The following is a 19,785-nucleotide window of genomic DNA, read 5'->3' as shown; positions in this document are numbered from 1 at the left end:
TCCATTCCGGGGGACCACAGATGTAGATGTCGTGATCGGCGATGTCCGGACACAGGTGTAGCAGGGCGGCGGCGTCGTCCCACTGCGCCGCGTTTGCGGGCAGCCAGCTCGACCTGTCGGGGTTCCGCCGGCCGTCGACCATGACGTAGCGCGCCCGTCGCCGCTGCGCGAGGCCGCTGAGTTCGCGGTCGAGCACCGCGTCGCGGACCGAATGGGTGCGATAGACGACGGTGATGTCTCCGGGGCCGGCGTCGAGATCCTCGAGCAGGGCCCGCATGGGCGCCATCCCGATACCCGACCCGAGCAGCAGCACCTTGGAATGCCGGCGCACGCCACCATGCAGCCGCCCATAGGGTCCCTCGACGAGGACGCGGGTACCCGGCGTCAGGGTGGTGAGGTCGCGGGTGCCGTCGCCGACGATGTCGGCGGTGAAGCGCAAGGTGTGCGGGGTGGGCGCGGCCGACAGCGAGAACGGGTGGGCGCGTGTGCCACCGGACGTCGTCAGGAACCGCCACCAGAAGAACTGCCCGCCCTGTGCGCGCAGGGACCGCACGCGCGGCCCGGCGACGGTCACGGTCACGGTGTGGGGGCCGTCGCGCCGAACCTCGGCGACGCGTAGCTGGTTCCGCCACGACCGCCACAGCGGAAGCGCGATCCGGTACGCCAGTACCGATGCGGCGCACAGGATCCACAGGCTCCACCAGAACACCGTCGCCGACGTCGACTGCAGGAACTCCTGGCCGGTCCAGAGCTGGTGGGGCAGAACGAGGCCCGCGCCCAGATAGCCGTACAGATGGATCAGGTGCCACGATTCGTAGCGCAGTCGACGACGCGACGCCCGGTAGGAGGTCACCACGACCATCACGATGGCGGCGGTGCCGGCGATGGCCAGCAGCATGCCGGGATAGTCGAGGGTTAAATCGACGACGGTGTGCCAGATGCGTCCCACGTCGGCATCGGCGTACCCGATGGTGACGAAGACGATGTGGACGAGCAACAGTGTGAAGGAACCAAACCCGACCCAGCGGTGCAGTCGGGTCAACGCGTCCTGCCCCCACGCCCGCTCGATCACCGGCACCCTGGCCATCATGATGACCTGCACGAGCAGCAGCGCCGAGGCCCAGAGTCCGGCCAGCCGACCGATCGACGTGAGCGTCGTTCCGAGCGTGCCGGTGTCGGTCAGACCTCCACCGGCCACCCACAGTGCGGTGACGAACAGCAGGATGCCCCACATCGCGGCAGCCGTGGCGTCGCGCCACCAGCGGGGCGTGGGGCGCGGACGGCGGTAGGCGGCCCACCCGTCCGGGGTCGGTGTCGCCCCGACCGGCGGTGCCGCACGGGGCGGCAGCACGTTCGATGTCATAAATGACATTGTGGATGCGCAGACCGGAATGACGCTGTCAGCAACCTGGGAGTCTGCTGTACGTCGTGACCAGGGGATTCACGGCGATTGCGCGGGTGCGAGCGGCGGGATTGTCACCACCCTGTTTGCGAGCCCGTCGCCTCCGATCAGGTCATCCCACCACCCGATGTTGTGCGCCTGGTTCTCCCGTGTCGGCAGGTCGCGCCACCGCAGGTAGGCGTAGTCGGCGATGTACAAGGGGCTCGCGGAGTCGTCGAGGATCTCGAGCAGCCTGGATTGCCCCTTGTGCCGGTTGGCGACGCGTTTGCCGATGCCGACCGATCGAACTCCCAGCTTGACCAGGTTGATCACCCGGTAGCCCCATTTCATCGAGTCGTTGGTGGCGTAGCGTTTGTCGAGCGGGCTCACGCCGGCGTCGGTCAGCGGGGGGAAGCGCTCAAAGTCGAAGTCGAGACCCGCGTTCGTCGCCTCGCGCACCATCCACGCCAGCGACAGTTCCGACGGTTCGGGTCGGGCGAGACCACCGCCGATGTCGGAGTGCACCCCCTCGAACCAGACCTGTTTGAGATCCGTGCGGGTGTTCGTGTCCCGAGTCCACACACAGGGGTCGAAGGTGAGTCGCTGCTCGTCGATGGCCAGCGCCTGCCGGGCGACATCGACCGAGTTGCTCAGCTTGACGTCGAGGAACTCGTACTTGTGCCTCGAGATCCCGGGTACCCCCAGTGCGCCGACGGTGTCGAAGACCCCGATGAACCGGATACGGGGGAGCGATTCGGGGGAGTTCGCACCATGCGTGAACGGCCGCAGGTCGGGGATTTGGGCACCGTGCACCGGCCGATCTTGCTGGTTGGTGCCGCGGCTGCGGTCGCGGTAGTGCTTGAGGGCCTCGTCGAGCAGGTTGATGTCGCCGGAGCGGGCGAGTGCCTCCGCGGTGAGCAACCCGACCTTGCCGATCATGCCGACCAGACTGCGCGCGGTGTAGGCGCCGCGGCTGAAGCCGAACACGAAGATCTCGTCACCCGGTTCGTAGTTGAGGACCAGGAAGCGGTAGGCGTCGATCAGATTCATGTTCAGGCCACTGCCGAAGGCACCGCCGATCACCCGGTCGAACCAGGTCGCCCCGGTGCCGACGCCGTTGAAGTAGTGCACGACCTGGACCGTTTCCCCGTCGGCCCCGGTCCGGATGGCTCGCGCGATCTTCTCGATGTTCGAGATGTGCGGGTCCTTGGCGGTCTTCCAGGTGCCGTCACAGCAGACGACCAGACGCTTCATCGAGCCACTCCTCTTGTCGGGCAGTTTCCGGTCACGATAACCAAGGCAGTAGCACCGTAAATCGGCATGCCCACTGCGCCGCCCGGCAGCCACGCGTTTACTACTCGTGTGCCGATCACCACCGTTGTGCGGTCACCACGTGTGGCCATCGCCGCCGTCGCCGTGGGCGCGGCCGCCGTGCTGCCGATCTTCTCGCCCGCCCCGGCGCACGCCCGGCCGGAGACCGCCGGACTCGACCCCGTGCTGGCCACGGCGTATTCCCGGGCGGCCGCGGCGGCACATGCCGAGGGCGTGCCGTTGTCGATCACCTCCGGGCGGCGGACGCGTGCCGAGCAGAAACAACTGTGGCGCAACGGACTCGCCACCTACGGCAGTCCCGGGGCGGCGCGTCGATGGGTGCTGCCGCCCAACGAGTCCACCCATGTGACCGGAGATGCCATCGACGTGGGCCCACGAGCCGGTGCTACGTGGTTGGAGGTCAACGGCTTCCGGTGGGGGTTGTGCCGCACCTTCGACAACGAGTGGTGGCACTTCGAGGTGGCCACGGTGCCGGGAATGCGATGCCCGCCGATGTGGGCCGACGCCGCGGCGCGGCAGCGTGGGAATTTCTGATCGTCGGGACCAAGTGCCCTCGTCATCGTGTCCGTTCCCGGTAGATTCGGACTTGAGGGTTGTCCAGCATCGGCCACACACGCGGAAGGGGCCACCACCATGAGTGACAGCCAGAATGCACCCCTGATCGTCGGTATCGACGGTTCCGAGACCGCCCTCGGCGCCGCGCGCTGGGCCGGCGCCCTCAGCGCTCGGACACACGCGCGGGTGGACCTGGTGAACGCGGTCCCGGGCGACAGTTGGTATTCGCCGCTGCTCGACGAGTACGCGATGGCCGGGGACAAGACGCTCCACGACCAGGTGCGCGAACTCGGTGACGCGAAACTCGAGGACGCCGCACGGGCGGTCCGGGAGGTGTCGCCGGACAGCGAGATCACCACGACGACCTGCACCGGCGCCTTCGCCGATCACATCAAGTCCCACTCCGAGGGCGCGCAGATGGTCGTGATCGGAGCCCGGGTGTCGCTGCGTGAGACGCTCGGCGGTCAGGTCATGCCGATCATCCGTGCGGCCAAGTGCCCGGTGTTGGCGTGGCGGGAGCCCACGGCCGACGACGACGCCCACGCCAACCGGGTCGTCGTCGGATCCGACGAATCCGAGAACGCGGACCGCGCCCTCCTCGCGGCGCTCAACCATGCGCACCTGTTCGGCGGACGCGTCACGGTCGCCTACTTCCAGCAGGTGTCCACCCTGATCGGGTCGGCGTACGCGACCACGGCGATCGACTGGGACCGGTTGCGGCGAAACGAGGCTCAGCGCCTGAAGGCCTCGATCGCCGACACCTGCGCGAAGTTCCCCGACGTCGAGGTGGAGGTTGTCTACGACGAGAACGCCGCGGGCCGAGGCCTGAACGAGCTTTCCCGCTCGGCCGGCCTGGTCGTCGTCGGCTCCCGCGGACGCGGCGCGGTCAAGGGAATGCTGTTGGGGTCGGTGAGCCAGAGCCTGGTGCACCACGCCCACTGCCCGGTGCTGGTAGTCCCCTAACCCCGGCCGCCCCCGCCGCGCCGTCGCTCTCGCGCGCCCCCCGCCCGCGCCGCTCCCGGTTCTTCCCCCGTACTTCGGGTCGTCCCCCCACTGCAGGTGGGGAACGAATCAAGTTGCGGGGGAAGAACATTGGGGTCGCGCTCATCACCACTCGAGCGCGCGCCCGTACAGCCGTTCCACATCTCTACGCCGGCACGGTTCGGTGCCCGGTGTCAGCAGCGCGGCGGCACCGGCAGCCATGCCGAGGCGGACCGCCTCGACGAACGGCCACTCATGCGACAGCGCCAGTGTGATCGCGGCGACCATAGCGTCGCCGGCACCCACCCCGCTGCCCACGCCCTGCGGCACTTCGACGGGGTCGATCACCACGGCGTCGGAGGCCGTCACCACGAGCGCCCCGGCACCGCCACGGGAGATGACGACCGCGTCGCTGATGCCTTCGCCGATGACGGTGCGGGCCGCGTCGGCTTGGGAGGCCTCGTCCGGCAGGGGTAGCCCGGTGTGATCGCGCAGTTCCCGCACACTCGGTTTGACGAAGCGGGCGCCGCGTACCGAGCCGAAGGCCGGACCGCTGGTGTCGACGACGAGCGAACAGTCATGGCGGCCGGCGATGTCCGCGACACGATTGAAGATGTCGGCGGAACATCCGGGCGGCAGGCTACCGCTGACGACCAGGAACGCGCCCGGCGAAACGACCTGATCGATCGTCTGCAGAACCTGCCGCTCCTCGTCGGGCCGCAGATGCGGTCCGGGCAGCACGAACCGGTACTGATCGTTTGTGCTGTCCTCGGTGACGGTCAGACACTCACGGGTCGGTTCGGCGATGGCGACCGCATGGGTATCGAGGCCACCGGCGTCGAGCAGCGACTGCACCCGGGCTCCGGTGTACCCGCCGGTGGTGAGGATCGCAGTGGCCGACCCGCCCAGTGACGTGATCGCCAGCGCCACGTTGATCCCGCCCCCGCCGGGGTCGTACCGGGGATCGGTGCACCGCAGCTTGTCCGTCGGTCGCACCCGCGGCACCGAAGTGTGGATGTCCAGCGCCGGGTTGATCGTGACGGTCGCTATCGGTGCCATCGAACCAGCTTCTCAAAAAAGAGGCGGCCCGCAGCTCGATTGAGCCGCGGGCCGCCTCGAAACATCGGGCGCGTGCCGGTCGTCAGCCCTGCGCGGACTCCAGCGCCGCGTTGAAGGTCTTGCTCGGACGCATCACCGCGTCGGTCATCGCGGGATCCGGCGCGTAGTATCCGCCGATGTCCACAGACTCGCCCTGCGCCTCGTTGAGCTCGGTGACGATGGCCTCCTCGTTCTTGGTCAGCGTATCGGCCAGTGCGGCAAAGTGCTTCGCCAGTTCGGGGTCCTCGGTCTGATTCGCCAGCTCCTGCGCCCAGTACATGGCGAGATAGAACTGGCTGCCACGGTTGTCGAGTTCACCGGTCTTGCGAGAGGGGCTCTTGTCGTTCTCCAGCAGCTTCCCGGTCGCCGCGTCGAGCGCCTTGGCCAGGATCATCGCCCGCTTGTCGCCGGTCTTGCGACCCAGGTCCTCCAGGCTCACCGCCAGCGCGAGGAACTCACCGAGCGAGTCCCACCGCAGGTGGTTCTCCTCGACGAGCTGCTTGACGTGCTTGGGTGCCGAACCGCCCGCACCCGTCTCGTAGAGTCCGCCACCGGCCATCAGCGGCACGATCGACAGCATCTTGGCACTGGTTCCCAGTTCCAGGATCGGGAAGAGGTCGGTGAGGTAGTCACGCAGGATGTTGCCGGTCGCCGAGATGGTGTCCATCCCGCGGATCAGCCGCTCCATGGTGTAGCGGATGGCCCGGACCTGCGACATGATCTGGATGTCGAGACCCTCGGTGTCGTGATCCTTCAGATACTTATGGACCTTGGCGATCAGCTCGTTCTCGTGCGGGCGGTAGGGATCGAGCCAGAACACCACCGGCATCCCCGAATCGCGTGACCGGGTCACCGCCAGCTTCACCCAGTCCTGGATGGGTGCGTCCTTGACGATGCACAGACGCCAGATGTCGCCCTCTTCGACGTTCTGGGTCAGCAGGACCTCGCCGGTCTCGAGGTCGGTGATATTCGCTACACCGGCCGCGGGCACCTCGAAGGTCTTGTCGTGGGAGCCGTACTCCTCGGCCTTCTGGGCCATCAGGCCGACGTTGGGCACGGTACCCATCGTCGTCGGGTCGAAGGCGCCGTTGGTCTTACAGAAGTTGATCATCTCCTGGTAGATCCGGGAGAAGGTCGACTCGGGGTTGACCGCCTTGGTGTCCTTCGGCCGGCCGTCGGCGCCCCACATCTTGCCGCCGACGCGGATCATCGCCGGCATCGACGCATCGACGATGACGTCGGAGGGGGAGTGGAAGTTGGAGATGCCGCGCGCCGAATCGACCATCGCCAACTCCGGCCGATGCTCGTGGCACTTGTGCAGGTCGTCGATGATCTCTTCTTTTTGCGTCGCAGGCAGCGACTCGATCTTGGCGTAGAGGTCCGACAGGCCGTTGTTGACATTCACGCCGAGCTCGTCGAAGAGTGCACCGTGCTTGGCGAAGGCCTCCTTGTAGAAGGTGCGTACCGCGTGGCCGAAAACGATCGGATGCGACACCCGCATCATCGTCGCCTTCACGTGCAGAGAGAACATGACACCGGTCTCGTAGGCGTCCTGCATCTGCTCCTCGTAGAACTCGATCAGCGCCTTCTTGCTCATGAACATCGAGTCGATGACGTCGCCGTCGGTCAGCGAGACCTTCGGCTTGAGCACGATGGTCTCACCGTCGTTGGTGATGAGCTCCATCTTGATGTCGCGGTCCCCGGAGACGGTCATCGACTTCTCGCCGTGGTAGAAGTCGCCGTGGGTCATGTGCGCGACGTGGGTGCGCGATGCCATCGACCACTTGCCCATCGAGTGTGGGTGTTTGCGCGCGTACTCCTTGACCGCCTTCGGCGCACGGCGATCGGAATTACCTTCGCGGAGAACCGGATTCACAGCACTGCCGAGGCACTTGGTGTACCGGGTGCGGATCTCGGTCTCCTCGTCGGTCTTCGGGTTCTCCGGGAAATCGGGGACGGCGTAGCCCTTGGCCTGCAGCTCCTTGATGGCCGCGAGCAGCTGCGGCACCGAGGCGCTGATGTTCGGCAGCTTGATGATGTTGGTGTCCGGGTCCTGGGTCAGACGGCCGAGTGCAGCCAGGTTGTCGGGGACCCGCTGCTCCTCGGTCAGGTAGTCGGGGAACTCCGCGAGCACGCGGGCCGCCACCGAGATGTCACTGGTCTCGATGTTGATGTCGGCAGCATCGGCAAACGCCCGGATGACCGGAAGGAACGCGTGCGTCGCGAGCATCGGCGCCTCGTCGGTCATTGTGTAGATGATGGTCGGTTGCTTCGCGTTCATGATCCGCCTTCGTCGTATCCGGTTTTCGTTACACACAGCACGGTAGTCCGTGCGTTTCGCACGGTGGTGGGGACGTCGGGCACGGTGGTGCGGACGTCTCGCGTTACCAGTATCGCGTCGCGGGAGGTCTCGTGCCCACCGAGGCCAAGGATGGTTCTGACGACGCCGGGCCGAGTCCGCGTCACGTCCGGTCCCTGCCGGTGGCAACCGCTGCGAACAGTTCGAGGAACCCCGGTGCGCTGCGCTCGATCGCGAGCCCTGCGTCGCCGTCGAGGATGTCGGTGAACATCGTCGTGACCGCGGACAGGTGTGCGTCGACGATGGGGCGCCAATTCTGGTCGATGGGTTCGTCGATATCTGCAAGCCGCGTCGATCTGCACCCCGGGACGAACCGACACCCCGCACATGACCCGCAGTTCGCCGCGACTACCGAGCCGGGTACCCGGCGCGAGCTTCCGGCCGGCGACCGCGATCGAGTCCGCGGCGTCAAGCTCGCAGCGGTGCGGTCATGAGGACGCCGACCTCACAGGACCGTGACCGTGGTTCGGGCCTACCCGACGGGCCCGTTGACATCGCGTGTGTCGAGGGTCATGATCCTAATCATGAACGGAAGTCCTAATCACGATAGGCGAGCCGAACGGCGTGAGGCAACACGGCGTGAGATCGTCGAGACCGCATGGGACATCGCGCACTCCGAGGGGCTCGCCTCGGTGACGTTGCGCGAGATCGCGAATCGCATCGGGATGCGGCCACCCTCGCTGTACACCCACTTCGAGTCGAAGAACGCGGTATTCGACGCCATGTTCGCCGACGGGTACCGGCAGATGGACGAAACGTTCGCGGCAGCGTCGCCCCCCTCCGAACCCCGCGCGATCCTGTTGGTCGTCGCGGAATTGTTCTTCGACTTCGCCACCGCGGACGAGGCACGCCATCAGCTGCTGTTTGCGCGGACACTTCCCGGATTCACCCCCAGCGAGACCGCGTATGCCACCTCGCTGCGCCAGTACGAGCGTTTCCGGGGGTTCATGGCAGCGGCCGGTGTCACCGATCCCGACGACCTGGACCTGTGGGCCGCGCTCTCGGCCGGCATCGTCAGCCAGCAGCTCGCCAACGACCCCGGTGGTGACCGCTGGCGCCGTCAACTTCCCCGCGTCGTCGACATGTTCTGCTACGCGGTGGGGCTACCTGATTCCCAACCGGCACGGAGTCGACGATGAACGCCACCGATCTCCGAGCCCCTCGATCGCCCGCACTTGATCGCGACACCGCCATGCGGATGGCCGCCACCGAGTATCCGGTACTGGTGTCGAGGAATCCGGTGGTGCCCGGGTTGTCGAACAATGGCGGGCGGAAGGCGGCGAGCGTACGGTCGCCGACATCGATCCTCTGGCCCGGGTTGACCAGGTGGAGTCTGTCCATCGGCAGGGGCCGTTCGGTGGCCAGGATGCCCACGCTGAGGAAGGTTGTGATGACGCGAGCCTGCGGTGCCGCGTCGAGCAGGTCATACAGCCCACCGGTGTGATCGCGATCAGGATGGGTGAGCCAGATCCACCGCACGTCGGCCGGGTCCATCACCGACGACAATGTCGCGACGAAGTCCCGATCCGGCAGGCTCAACCCGGTGTCGACGACAACCGGTTGGTCGGCGTGCAACACGAATGCGTTGATCGGGAGATAACCGATACCGGGGACTTCGGTCTGGTCGGCCAGGACGGTGACGTCGGTGCCGATGCGGTGTTTGTTCATGACAAATCCTTTTGTGTCAGAAGGGAACTGGGGTGGCAAGAAGGCCGGTTCCGGGAGCACGCCCGGACAGAATGCGGGTGAACTCGATCGCGTCGAGTTCGAGTTCGGAACCGCCGCGCCCGTTCGACCAGTGGCCACCGGCGGGGCCGGTGAGGTGCAGTGTGAAGGGCTTTGCGTGTCGGGATGCCCATTCTGCGACGACGTCGGCGACAAGCACGCCGTCGTGGTCCGCGGTCAGCACATGTTCGGCGCCGGCGGCCCGGCAGACATCGATGCGGTGCATCCAACGGTCTCTGGTCAGGATCACGTCGACGACGACGAGGAAACCGATCTGCCAATCCTCGGGCCGGCCGGCGACCTCGGGCGGATCGGCCATTGGGCGCCTGCGAATGAATCCGGGAGTGCGTCGGCGACCCGAGACGGCCTTCGGGGCACGCACCGCGAACCGCTCGACGATCTGGGCCGGCGTCATGTCGGCGCGCTCGTCGACCTGCAACGCGTGAGTGCATCGATGAAGACACCGGCGGACCGTTGCCGGGCTGTGCGAGTCTGCCGCATCTGTTCGCGGACCGACGCGGCCATCTCGACCATCCCGAGCATGTGCGCCGCGACGTCGCGCACGGTCCAGCCGGGACAGTCGGTCGGTGCCGACCACTGATCGGCCTCGAGCGACCCGAGCAGGTCGACGACGCGCTCATCGCGTTCTCATCCGATTGCTTCGGCGCCGTGATGGCGACTCCGGAACAGGCTGCGGTCCCAGACGTCGCCGACCTCCCGCAGGCGGAACTCGCAGAGCGCCAGGTGCTGTGGGCAGGGATCGACAGCCCCTGGATCCACCACGTCGCCCCGGATCGGTTCGCCGAGATGCTGGCGTGTGGCGTGCCGACCCGTCGTGGATTCTCAGCAGCCATCTCCCGCCGGCACACTCGATCGCCACTCTGCTCGACAACCTGCTGCCCACACCGCAGTCCAGTCCCTTCGTCGGCCCGGATCAGGTGGCACTCATGGAGATGCTGGCGCAGTTCGAGCCGGCTTCGGCCTGAGTCAATGCATCACGATCGCCGGGCGGGCCGGCGAGCGTAGGGTTGGTGCCGAACCCACCAAGGGAGGCATCGTGGCGAACCTGGTCGTGCACTTCGAGATTCACGCAACCGAGCCACAGCAGCTCATCGACTTCTATTCCGAACTGCTCGGCTGGTCGTTCCAGCAGTTCGGTGACGTGCCCTACTGGGCGATCATGACCGGCGACGGTGCGATATCACAGGGCGCTGCCGGATTCGGGATCAACGGCGGACTGACCGAGCGTCGAGGGCCGCGCCCGGAGGTCGGTGCACCGGTCAGTGGCTGCAACATTGTGGTCGGCGTTGACGACGTCGACGGTACTTTCGAGCGCGGTCTCGAACTCGGCGGCACCGAAGCGCTTGCACCGGCGGACATGCCCGGGGTCGGCCGCCTGGCCTATCTGCTGGACCCGGACGGTAATGTGTTCGGATTCATCTCGCCGGTGCTGTCGGACGGCACACGGGCAATGTGAAGACGGCGCGCCATCGGCCCTTGCCCACCGACGGGAAAGAGAGGATCGTCAGATCCGACCGGCGGCGCCGCCGGGGCGCTGCCCCGACCGGAGGAATGACCCGTGTTCGCACGTTCCACCACCGTCGTCGCACATCCGGACCGCATCGATGCCGGCATCCGGCACGTTCAGAACGAGGTCATGCCGCTGCTGGCCGACATGCCCGGATGCCTTGGCACCTCGATGATCGTCGACCGACATTCACGCAGGTGCATCATCACCAGTTCCTGGCAGACATTGGACGAGATGATAGCCACGGAGGAACACCTCCATGCCGTGCGCACCCGCGCGGCCGACGTGCTCGGCGGCAGGCCCCAGGTCGACGAGTGGGAGATCGCGGCACTGCATCGCAACCACCGGGCGCACGAAGGCGCCTGCCTGCGCGCGACCTGGTTCCGTGTCGACCCCGACAAACTCGACCGCGCCGTCGACGTTTTCAAGCTCGCTTCGCTTCCGGCGCTCGAGGATCTACACGGATTCTGCAGCGCCAGCCTGATGATCGACCGGGAGTCCGGTATCGCGGTCTCGTCGGTGACCTACGACAGCACCCACGCGATGATGCAGACCCGGGGCGAGGCGGGGACGATCCGTGAGGCGGGCACCGCCGAGGCCGGCGCCGAGGTGCTCGAGGTGTGCGAGTTCGAACTGGTCCTCGCACATCTGCACGTGCCCGAACTCGTCTGACACGTAGGGAGAATTCGCTGCGACCACCTGGCTGATCTGCAGCATTCGTGAAACCGCTGAAGGCGACTCCGATTTCAACTATGAATCTCTCAGGACGCACAAACCCTGAGGACCATCGGAGGAACCTGCCCAGTGAACAGTCATCCGGCGGGGCTCTTCGACGTCGGCGGCAAGAACGTCGTCGTCACCGGCGGCACCCGCGGCATCGGGATGATGATCGCGAGCGGCTTCGCGCAGGCGGGTGCGCGCGTGATCATCTCCTCCCGCAAGCCGCAGGCGTGCGCGTCGGCCGAGGCGGAGCTGTCGGAGATCGGCGACGTCGCGGCGCTCGCCGCCGATCTGTCGCGGGCCGAGGGTGTGGAGGCGCTGGCCCGGTTCGTGGCCGATCGCTTCGACCGCGTCGACGTCCTGGTCAACAACGCGGGCGCCACCTGGGGCGCGGCCCTCGACGAGTTCCCCCGTTCGGGGTTCGACAAGATCCTCAACCTCAACGTCACGTCGATATTCGAGGTCACCCAGGCGCTGTTGCCGCGGCTGCGCGCCGCCGCTGCCGCGGACGACCCGGCCCGTGTGATCAACATCGGGTCCATCGACGGCCTGGTCGTCTCCGGCACCGACAACTTCTCCTACGGCGCCTCGAAGGCCGCGGTCCACATGCTGACCCGCAAGCTGGCCGCGACACTGGCATCCGAGCACATCACCGTGAACGCCATCGCTCCCGGGCCGTTCCCGTCGAAGATGATGGCATTCCTCCTCGATGACCCCGAAGCGCGCGCTCAGGTGGAAAACGGTGTCCCACTTGGTCGGGTCGGCAGTCCAGAGGACGTCGCCGGCACCGCGATCTTCCTGTCCTCGCGGGCCGGCGCCTACCTGACCGGAACCGTGATCCCGGTGGATGGAGGGATCAGCGGCACCCGGTGACGGCTCCCACGGGTGGCCCGGTGGATGGTTGGCGGTTGGTCAGCCGAGAGCAGCGGCGAGTCGTCGCCACTGCTCGCGCGGGAATCCGCGATGATTTGCGTGCAGCACCTGGACACAGACGTGATCGGCTCCAGCGGCGCGATGTTCGTCGATGCGGGCGAGCACGGCCGCCTCGTCGCCCCACGCGATGAGAGCATCGAAGAGCTTGTCGCTCACCGACGTCAGATCCTCTTCGGAGAAGCCGAGGCGGCGAAGGTTGTTCGCGTAGTTGGGCATGGCCAGGTAGCCGCGTAGCCATTTGCCTGCGATCGATCGCGCCTCGTCGCGGTCGGTGGCCAGGATCGCGGTTTGTTCCGGGGCGACCAGTGGGCCCTCGCCGAGGGCGGCACGTGCCGCCGCCGTGTGCTCGGGGGTCACGAGGTAGGGATGGGTGCCGGCGGTGCGGTCGGCGGCGAGTTCGAGCATCTTCGGGCCCAGCGCGGCCAGCATCCGGCTGTCGGTGGGAACCGGGTGCTCGGCGTCGTCGAGGCCGTCGAGGAATGCCTTGGTCGTGGCCAGCGGCTTTTGGTAGCGCCCCGCTTCGTGCGCGTCGATCAGCGGTGCGTGGCTGATGCCGAGGCCCAGCAGGAAGCGGGGCCCGTGCTCGGCCGTCAGCCGGGCGTGGGCGGCCGCGACGTCCTTCGGCTCATGCATCCAGATGTTCAGGATTCCGGTGGCGACCACGGTTGTCGTGGTGGCGCCAAGCAGATTCGCCACCGAGTCCAGCACCGGGCCGCCGACATCGGGAATCCACAGGGCCGAGAAGCCAAGCTGCTCCAGCTCCGACGCGGCGTCCGCAGCTTCGCCCGGATCGCCGTAACGCAATGGTGCACTCCAAATACCTACCCCGCTGATATTCACGGAATCCGACCCTACCGGTCGAGCGACGATCCCCTCGAGTTCGTCCCCCCGGAAGTCGGGTCGTCGCCTCTCCGGCAGGCAACCGGCGGACGCCCCGACTTCCCGGGGGGCGAATCGGACGCGTGACGCGAGAAGCGAGTCGCGGAGTGTCGAGAATCTGGCGGCGGCTCCGTCCCAGGGGTACCAGTGGCTATGAGGGCCGCGCGCAACCGAGGAGGACGACCATGAAGTACCTGTTGCTGAAGCATTATCGGGGCGGACCGACACCCGTCGACGGCTGGACGATGATGGACCAGTGGACTCCCGACGAGGTCGACGCACACATTCAGTACATGAGCGACTTCGCGAAACGCCTGGAGTCGACCGGGGAGTTCGTCGACGAGCAGGCCCTCGCACCCGAGGGCACCTTTGTCCGCTACGACGGCCAGGGACGGCCACCCGTGACCGACGGCCCGTTCGCCGAAACCAAGGATCTCATCGCGGGCTGGATGGTCATCGACGTCGATTCCTGGGACCGCGCGGTCGAACTTGCGGGGGAGTTGTCGGCCGCCCCCGGGGCCGGCGGAAAGCCGATCCACGAGTGGCTCGAGGTCCGGCCGTTCCTCACCCAACCACCCACGGTCACCGAGTGAACGAGACGCTGTTGCGGGAACTCGTGCCCGCGGTGATCGGTGTCCTCGTCGGGCGCGGAGCGGATTTCGCGTCGGCCGAGGATGCCGTCCAGGAGGCGTTGATCCCGGCACTGGACACCTGGCCCGACGACCCGCCGCGCGACGCGAAGGCCTGGCTCACCACGGTCTCGTGGCGCAAGTTCCTCGACACCCGGCGATCCGAGATATCCCGTCGCGGAAGGGAGATCGCTGTAGATGCCGAACCCCGTCCCGGCCCGGCGCCGATGAGCGACGACTCGCTACGGCTCTACTTTCTCTGTGCACATCCCAGTCTGTCACCGAGCGCAGCCGCGGCGTTGACGTTGCGTGCCGTCGGCGGCCTGACGACCCGGCAGATCGCTGCGGCCTACCTCGTCCCCGAGGCGACGATGGCACAGCGGATCAGCCGGGCCAAGCGCCGCATCGCAGGTCTCCCACTCGACCAGCCCGGTGATCTCCCGACCGTGCTCCGGGTGCTCTACCTCATCTTCAACGAAGGGTACGGCGGCGACGTCGATCTGGCCGCCGAGGCGATCCGACTGACCCGCCAGGTCGTCGACCTGACCGACGAACCCGAGTCGGCCGGATTGCTCGCACTCATGCTGCTCCACCACGCGCGGCGAGCTTCGCGCACGGGCCCGGGTGGTCGGCTGATCCCGCTCAATGGACAGGACCGATCACTGTGGGACCGGGCGATGATCGCCGAAGGTGTGATAATCCTGCAGTCCGCTCTCGCCCGTGATCGGCTGGGCGAGTATCAGGCACAGGCGGCGATCGCGGCCCTGCATGCGGATGCCCGACACGCCGACGAGACCGACTGGGTGCAGATCGTCGAGTGGTACGACGAACTGCTACGCCTCACGAACAGTCCGGTGGTCCGACTCAACCGCGCGGTGGCCGTGGGTGAGGCCGATGGACCGCGGGCGGGTCTCGCTGCGCTCGCTGGTGTGGACCCTGGAGTGCCGCGCCATACCGCGGTCACGGCCTACCTCCACGAACGGATCGGCGATCTCGATCGTGCGGCCGAACTGTATTCCGCGGCCGCCCGCGCCGCGACCAGCGTCGCCGAGCGTGATCACCTCTCCCGCGAGGCCGCGCGGATGCGTCGGCTCATGCCACGGTGACATGCCGGCGGCGCTGCGCCGGCATGGAGAGTCCTCGACTCGGATCAGGTCGTAACCGGATCGGTCCGGTCGGTCGACACCGGCGGCGTACCGGGCGCCGGGTCCAGGACTGCACCCCCGGAGGGGTGCGGAGTGGGTGTAGCTGCCGAGTGCCGCCGCGAGACCGTGAGCAGGCATAGCGCGCCGCAGATGAGGGCGATTCCGGTCCAGCCGGCGGCCGAGGTGCGCTCGGCGAGAACGACAACCGCCAGCACGGTGGCCACTGCGGGTTCGATGAGAGTGATCGTTGTCGCGGTGGTGGCGTCGAGTGCCCCCAGACCAATGCCGAACAACACGTATCCGAGAAACATCGGCACCACTGCCAGATACGCGACGACAAGCCATGTCGTCAGGGACCCCGCGATGGCCGATCCGTTCACGACGACGAGGGGCAGCAACAGTATGCCGCCCAGGCCGAGAACAGCGCCGGTGGCCGCACCACGCGTGACGTCGTTGCGCATGAGGCGTCGCAGCGCCCACGAGTAGCCGGCATACGTGCAGCCGGCAAGCAGCCCCAGGAAGATACCCGGCGCCGATGAGTGTGCTGCACCGACCGTACCGGGATGCGCTGCACTCAGAAGGGTGCCGCCGAGAATTCCGAGACCGGAGGCCAGCATCCAGCGTTGCGTCAGCTTCCGCCCGTCGACGATTCGTTCGATGATCGCCGACGCCAAGGGTGCCGACGCCAGCGAGACTACGCTTCCGACGGCGACACCGCCGACCCGCATCGAGGAATAGAAAGCCAACGGATACAGCGCAACACACATCACGCCAACTGCAACGACCCAAGCGTGGCGGCCTAGCGCGAGAGTGGAACGTCGTACGTTCGCGCCGTTGACGATCCCCTGCAGAATCCCATCGAGACCCATCGCGGCGGCGCCGACAGTGATTGCGCTCAGTGATGGTGCGAGCGCCGCCGCGGTTCCGGTGGTGCCCCACAACATCGCGGCGCCGAGCACCGAAGCTCTTGCCTGCGCAACCGATTTCATAGTGCCGCGACGATGGATTCGGCCAGCGTACGCGCATGACCGAGGCGGTCCGGTGTACCTTCCAGACCCGCCCTGCTCATGGCACCCTCGAGGAGGAATGACAGATGCTCCGAGCAGGCATCCGCCACGCGGGGTTCACACAGCGCGGCCAGTTCGGTGCGGAGAATCGATTCGACCTCCTCTTTATGCCGGCGCACCGCATCCCGGCCCGGGTCGTCGACGGGTAACTCGGCAGCCGCATTGAGGAGTCCGCAACCACGGAACCCGTGGTCGTAGGCGAGGGCGGCGTGGTCTGCATATGCGTCGAATACCGCGATGATCCGCTCGGACGGTGTCGTCGCGTCCTCGCAGCGCTTGGCGTAGAGCGACATCCATTCCCGGTGGCGCTCGTCGAGGTATGCGGACACGAGGTCGGCCTTGGATGAGAAGTTGTTGTAGAGACTCATCTTGGCGACGCCGGCGTCGGCGGTGATCGTGTCGATCCCGGTTGCCGCGATACCGTGCGCATAAAACTGTCGTGCCGCGGCGTCGAGAATCCGCGCGCGTGCCGGCCGCGCTGCGCGACCCGTGGGGGTGTCAGACATATCCGCGTCTCGCTCGTTGTTAGGTAGAACAGTCTACCTAATCGTGCCCGACGAATGAAATCGTGGCGAGCGCGAGGTCCACGTCGCCGGCACGCCACGAAGAACTCCCTCGTCGATCGCTCACCCGGAGGCCACTCCCGACCATAAGGTGTGATTCGGAGCACATGAAGCGGTGCTCAGGTTAGCTGCGTCAACAACAGGGGAGATCGAGCAATGACCGCCACCACCGAATCCACAACTGATCTGACCACCGAGCCGATGCGCTCCCGACGCAACCACTGGAACAACCAGGTGCGCCGGCACGCGTTCATGATTCCCGACCAGACCGCCATCAAGTACCTCGACAAGGCGACTACCTGGCGTGAGCTCGACGAGCGCACCCGTGCCTTCGCCGCCGCGCTGTATCGCCGGGGTGTGCGGTTCGGGGACCGGGTCCTGATGGCGCTGCTCAATCGCACCGAATACGTCGAGGCGGTGCTGGGGGCCAACCTGATCGGCGCCATCCCGGTGCCGGTGAACATCCGGATGAGTCCGGCGGAGGTCGGCTACCTGGTCACCGACAGCGGGGCCCGCGTGATCGTCACCGAGAAACTGCTCGCACCGTTGGCCGACGCCGTCAACGCCTCGACCGGCGGCCTCGAGACCGTGATCGCGGTCGACGGCTCCGACAACCCGGCGCACCTCGACTACGAAACCCTGCTCGCCGAGGATCCGTCGGATCTGCCCGAGATCGACGTCCCCGAGGAGACCGTCGCGCTCATCATGTACACCTCGGGTACCACCGGTAAGCCCAAGGGCGCCATGCTGACCCACACCAATTTGCAGGCGCAGGCGGTCACCGCGATGATCGCCGCGAGCGGTGAGTCCGATGATGTCGCCTCGATCGTCCCGCCCATTTTCCACATCGCCGGTATCGGGGGTTTCGCACCGGTGTTCTACCGGGGCATCCCGGCCGTGATCCACGCACTCGGAGCCTTCGACGCCGACGCCATGCTCGACACCCTCGAGCGCGAGGGCACCACCTCGGTATTCATGGTGCCGGCCCAATGGCAGGCTGTCTGTGCCGCGCAGAAGGCCAGGCCCCGCAACCTCAAGCTCCGGAACATCAGCTGGGGCGCCGCACCGGCATCGGACACCGTGCTCAATGCGATGAACGAGACCTTTCCCGCCGCGAGCAACATGACCGCCTTCGGGCAGACCGAGATGTCGCCCGTGACGTGCATGCTGGAGGGCAAGGACGCGCTGCGCAAGATCGGTTCGGTCGGCAAGGTGGTGCCGTGCGTGACGGCACGCATCGTCGATCCGATGATGAACGACGTCAAACCCGGTGAGGTGGGTGAGATCGTCTACCGCGGCCCGAACATGATGAAGGGCTACTGGCAGAACCCGCAGGCAACCGCGGACGCCTTCCGCGGCGGCTGGTTCCACTCCGGTGACCTCGTCCGCGAGGACGAGGAGGGGTTCCTCTATGTCGTCGACCGCGCCAAGGACATGATCATCTCCGGCGGCGAGAATATCTACTGCGCCGAGGTGGAGAACGTCCTCTTCGGTCACGCGAAGATCGCGGAGGCCGCGATCATCGCTCGCGCCCACGAGAAGTGGGGCGAGGTGCCGGTGGCAGTCGTCGTCCTCGCCGAGGGCGTGGACGAACTGACCCTCGAAGAACTCGAGCCCTATCTCAATGAGAACCTCGCGCGGTTCAAGCAGCCCAAGGACATGGTCATCATCGATGAACTACCTCGTAACGCCGGCGGCAAGGTCGTCAAACCCACGCTGCGGAAGGCCTACGGCAGCAAGGATGCGGGTCTGGCCGACTGACCGAGCAACTCACGACAGCTCACGACAGAGGTTGGGCCAACGCCGCAGCGCCGTACGTGGCGGAGATGAGACGCCAGGGATCGGCGTAGGGACCGCGGTGTTCTGATCGACGCTGCAGGGCCAGCGCGACACGGATGAGCGGCCGCAAGACGGGCCCCGCCGGCCGAAGCACCAGACGTCGGCGGGCCTGAGACTGCGCCACCCAGTGCACGGTGCTCGCCCAGTCGTGCTGCTGGAAGTCGAGCAGCGCCTGCGATTCGGCGGTGTCGAACCAGCCGGTGAAGGCCCATCCATGTTCATCGTTGGGGTCGCCGGGCAGGCACACCGAGCCACCGAGGTGCCCGAGACCGACGGTGGCGATCAAGTCGTCGACGACATCACGATGGGTGTGGACGTGGCTGCTGTCCCCGCCGATCATCAACACCTTTCCGGCGACCAGATCGCGGCGATCGCAGGCGTTCGCCAACGCCAGGCCGGCATCGCGGGAGTCGACCGTGTGCAGTGGGTTGTCGCCCGGTGTGGCCCGCATCAGCAGCAGATAACCACGATTGACCTCGGCGGCCACGTCCGGTGAGATGATCCCGCCCAGACGCAGGATGCAGTACGGCAGGCCGCTGCCGGCGACCGCAGCCTCGGCCACCACCTTGTCCTGCCCGTATCGGTCGATCGGATTCACCGGCGTCTCCGCGGTGACGAGTTCGGGATGACGATGCGGGTTACGAGATCCGTACACCGCGGCGCTGGAGGCGAGAACCATGAACGGGGGCGTCGGCACCCGGCGCGCCGCGGCGAGCAGCAGTCGGGTCCCCTCGACGTTGATCTCGCTCGCCCCCTGGGGGTTCCGATACGACGCCGGCGGAACCACCGCCGCCAGGTGCACAATCGCTTCGGGTTCGTGGTCGGCGAGTACCTGCACGACCCCCTGCGAGTCGAGCATGTCGACAAACGCCGGGATCAACCGGCCGGCCGGCGCCGACACGATCATCTCCTGCGCGACCGTCCTCGCCCTCTGGCTGGCCCGGCCCAGCGCAACAACCCGGCATCCGCGGTCGAGGAGGATATCGGTGACGCGCCGGCCGACCTGGCCGAACGCGCCGGTGACCACGATCGTCGGTGCAGACACCGCCTA

The 19,785-nt window shown here is 67.0% G+C and carries 20 protein-coding genes and 1 pseudogene; 10 read left to right on the top strand and 11 right to left on the bottom strand.

Annotated elements, in window-relative coordinates:
• Both GORHZ_RS13925 and GORHZ_RS13920 read right to left on the bottom strand, forming a co-directional pair.
• On the bottom strand, nt 1-1,363 hold a 1,363-nt coding region (locus GORHZ_RS13925), incomplete at its 3' end, for a ferredoxin reductase family protein (protein WP_040531942.1).
• Between the two features lie 78 nt (nt 1,364-1,441).
• The gene (locus GORHZ_RS13920) at nt 1,442-2,635 is read right to left on the bottom strand and encodes a T6SS phospholipase effector Tle1-like catalytic domain-containing protein (protein ID WP_006334006.1); all 1,194 of its coding nucleotides are present in this window, start codon (nt 2,633-2,635) and stop codon (nt 1,442-1,444) included.
• Between the two features lie 141 nt (nt 2,636-2,776).
• Here GORHZ_RS13920 and GORHZ_RS13915 point away from each other — a divergent pair, with 141 nt between their 5' ends.
• On the top strand, nt 2,777-3,247 hold the full coding sequence (locus tag GORHZ_RS13915; RefSeq protein WP_006334004.1) for a M15 family metallopeptidase: 471 nt from the start codon (nt 2,777-2,779) through the stop codon (nt 3,245-3,247).
• Nucleotides 3,248-3,346: 99 nt separating this feature from the next.
• Nucleotides 3,347-4,231, top strand: coding sequence for a universal stress protein (locus tag GORHZ_RS13910; protein WP_006334002.1), 885 nt, complete (start codon nt 3,347-3,349; stop codon nt 4,229-4,231).
• 144 nt (nt 4,232-4,375) lie between these two features.
• On the opposite strand, the gene GORHZ_RS13905 is transcribed toward GORHZ_RS13910, so the two are convergent.
• Nucleotides 4,376-5,308, bottom strand: coding sequence for a 1-phosphofructokinase family hexose kinase (locus GORHZ_RS13905; RefSeq protein WP_006334001.1), 933 nt, complete (start codon nt 5,306-5,308; stop codon nt 4,376-4,378).
• An 82-nt stretch (nt 5,309-5,390) separates the two neighbouring features.
• Nucleotides 5,391-7,628 (bottom strand): NADP-dependent isocitrate dehydrogenase, encoded by a 2,238-nt coding sequence (locus tag GORHZ_RS13900; protein ID WP_006333999.1) that lies wholly within the window; start codon nt 7,626-7,628, stop codon nt 5,391-5,393.
• A gap of 590 nt (nt 7,629-8,218) precedes the next feature.
• On the opposite strand from GORHZ_RS13900, the pseudogene GORHZ_RS31630 reads away from it, so the two are divergent.
• Nucleotides 8,219-8,419, top strand: a pseudogene (locus GORHZ_RS31630) (TetR/AcrR family transcriptional regulator); the annotation flags it as partial.
• A gap of 301 nt (nt 8,420-8,720) precedes the next feature.
• On the opposite strand, the gene GORHZ_RS30040 reads toward GORHZ_RS31630, so the two are convergent.
• Genes GORHZ_RS30040 through GORHZ_RS32250 form a run of 3 tightly spaced genes read right to left on the bottom strand, consistent with a single transcriptional unit; the run spans nt 8,721 to nt 10,055 of the window.
• On the bottom strand, nt 8,721-9,374 hold the full coding sequence (locus GORHZ_RS30040; protein WP_040531890.1) for an MBL fold metallo-hydrolase: 654 nt from the start codon (nt 9,372-9,374) through the stop codon (nt 8,721-8,723).
• 16 nt (nt 9,375-9,390) lie between these two features.
• Complete coding sequence (locus GORHZ_RS13880; protein WP_006333985.1) at nt 9,391-9,870, bottom strand: hypothetical protein; 480 nt, start codon at nt 9,868-9,870, stop codon at nt 9,391-9,393.
• The gene (locus GORHZ_RS32250) at nt 9,843-10,055 is read right to left on the bottom strand and encodes a maleylpyruvate isomerase family mycothiol-dependent enzyme (protein WP_083877297.1); all 213 of its coding nucleotides are present in this window, start codon (nt 10,053-10,055) and stop codon (nt 9,843-9,845) included. The genes GORHZ_RS13880 and GORHZ_RS32250 overlap by 28 nt, the downstream gene beginning before the upstream one ends.
• A 191-nt stretch (nt 10,056-10,246) precedes the next feature.
• Here GORHZ_RS32250 and GORHZ_RS30885 point away from each other — a divergent pair, with 191 nt between their 5' ends.
• From GORHZ_RS30885 to GORHZ_RS13860, 4 genes are all read left to right on the top strand, one after another.
• On the top strand, nt 10,247-10,417 hold the full coding sequence (locus GORHZ_RS30885; protein ID WP_006333984.1) for a hypothetical protein: 171 nt from the start codon (nt 10,247-10,249) through the stop codon (nt 10,415-10,417).
• 71 nt (nt 10,418-10,488) lie between these two features.
• Nucleotides 10,489-10,908, top strand: coding sequence for a VOC family protein (locus GORHZ_RS13870; protein ID WP_006333983.1), 420 nt, complete (start codon nt 10,489-10,491; stop codon nt 10,906-10,908).
• A gap of 102 nt (nt 10,909-11,010) precedes the next feature.
• Entirely contained in the window at nt 11,011-11,631 is a 621-nt protein-coding gene (locus GORHZ_RS13865; protein ID WP_006333982.1) for an antibiotic biosynthesis monooxygenase, read from the top strand.
• Nucleotides 11,632-11,763: 132 nt separating this feature from the next.
• Nucleotides 11,764-12,552 carry an SDR family oxidoreductase gene (locus GORHZ_RS13860; protein WP_006333981.1) on the top strand — a complete coding sequence of 263 codons (789 nt, stop codon included), beginning with the start codon at nt 11,764-11,766 and terminating at the stop codon, nt 12,550-12,552.
• A gap of 39 nt (nt 12,553-12,591) precedes the next feature.
• Here the strand turns inward: GORHZ_RS13860 and GORHZ_RS13855 are convergent, their stop codons facing one another.
• On the bottom strand, nt 12,592-13,452 hold the full coding sequence (locus tag GORHZ_RS13855; RefSeq protein ID WP_040531887.1) for an LLM class F420-dependent oxidoreductase: 861 nt from the start codon (nt 13,450-13,452) through the stop codon (nt 12,592-12,594).
• A gap of 224 nt (nt 13,453-13,676) precedes the next feature.
• Here GORHZ_RS13855 and GORHZ_RS13850 point away from each other — a divergent pair, with 224 nt between their 5' ends.
• Together GORHZ_RS13850 and GORHZ_RS13845 are read left to right on the top strand one after the other, a co-directional pair.
• Nucleotides 13,677-14,084, top strand: a complete 408-nt coding sequence (locus tag GORHZ_RS13850) for a YciI family protein (protein WP_006333979.1) — start codon at nt 13,677-13,679, stop codon at nt 14,082-14,084.
• Nucleotides 14,081-15,226 (top strand): RNA polymerase sigma factor, encoded by a 1,146-nt coding sequence (locus GORHZ_RS13845; protein ID WP_040531884.1) that lies wholly within the window; start codon nt 14,081-14,083, stop codon nt 15,224-15,226. Before GORHZ_RS13850 ends, GORHZ_RS13845 begins: the two co-directional genes overlap by 4 nt.
• A 44-nt stretch (nt 15,227-15,270) precedes the next feature.
• On the opposite strand, the gene GORHZ_RS13840 is transcribed toward GORHZ_RS13845, so the two are convergent.
• Both GORHZ_RS13840 and GORHZ_RS13835 read right to left on the bottom strand, forming a co-directional pair.
• On the bottom strand, nt 15,271-16,254 hold the full coding sequence (locus GORHZ_RS13840) for an EamA family transporter (RefSeq protein WP_006333977.1): 984 nt from the start codon (nt 16,252-16,254) through the stop codon (nt 15,271-15,273).
• Nucleotides 16,251-16,838: a TetR/AcrR family transcriptional regulator gene (locus tag GORHZ_RS13835; RefSeq protein ID WP_006333976.1), complete on the bottom strand. Its 588-nt coding sequence runs from the start codon at nt 16,836-16,838 to the stop codon at nt 16,251-16,253. Before GORHZ_RS13835 ends, GORHZ_RS13840 begins: the two co-directional genes overlap by 4 nt.
• Before the next feature lie 213 nt (nt 16,839-17,051).
• Between GORHZ_RS13835 and fadD5 the strand changes: the two genes are divergently transcribed.
• Nucleotides 17,052-18,656: a fatty-acid--CoA ligase FadD5 gene (gene fadD5 / locus GORHZ_RS13830; RefSeq protein ID WP_006333975.1), complete on the top strand. Its 1,605-nt coding sequence runs from the start codon at nt 17,052-17,054 to the stop codon at nt 18,654-18,656.
• A gap of 19 nt (nt 18,657-18,675) precedes the next feature.
• Here the strand turns inward: fadD5 and GORHZ_RS13825 are convergent, their stop codons facing one another.
• Nucleotides 18,676-19,779 carry an NAD-dependent epimerase/dehydratase family protein gene (locus tag GORHZ_RS13825; protein ID WP_040531879.1) on the bottom strand — a complete coding sequence of 368 codons (1,104 nt, stop codon included), beginning with the start codon at nt 19,777-19,779 and terminating at the stop codon, nt 18,676-18,678.
• Between the last annotated feature and the right edge of the window lie 6 nt (nt 19,780-19,785).

This window comes from Gordonia rhizosphera NBRC 16068 (assembly GCF_000298195.1).
Taxonomy (GTDB): Bacteria; Actinomycetota; Actinomycetes; order Mycobacteriales; family Mycobacteriaceae; genus Gordonia; species Gordonia rhizosphera.
This window is presented reverse-complemented; position numbering and strand designations above follow the sequence as displayed.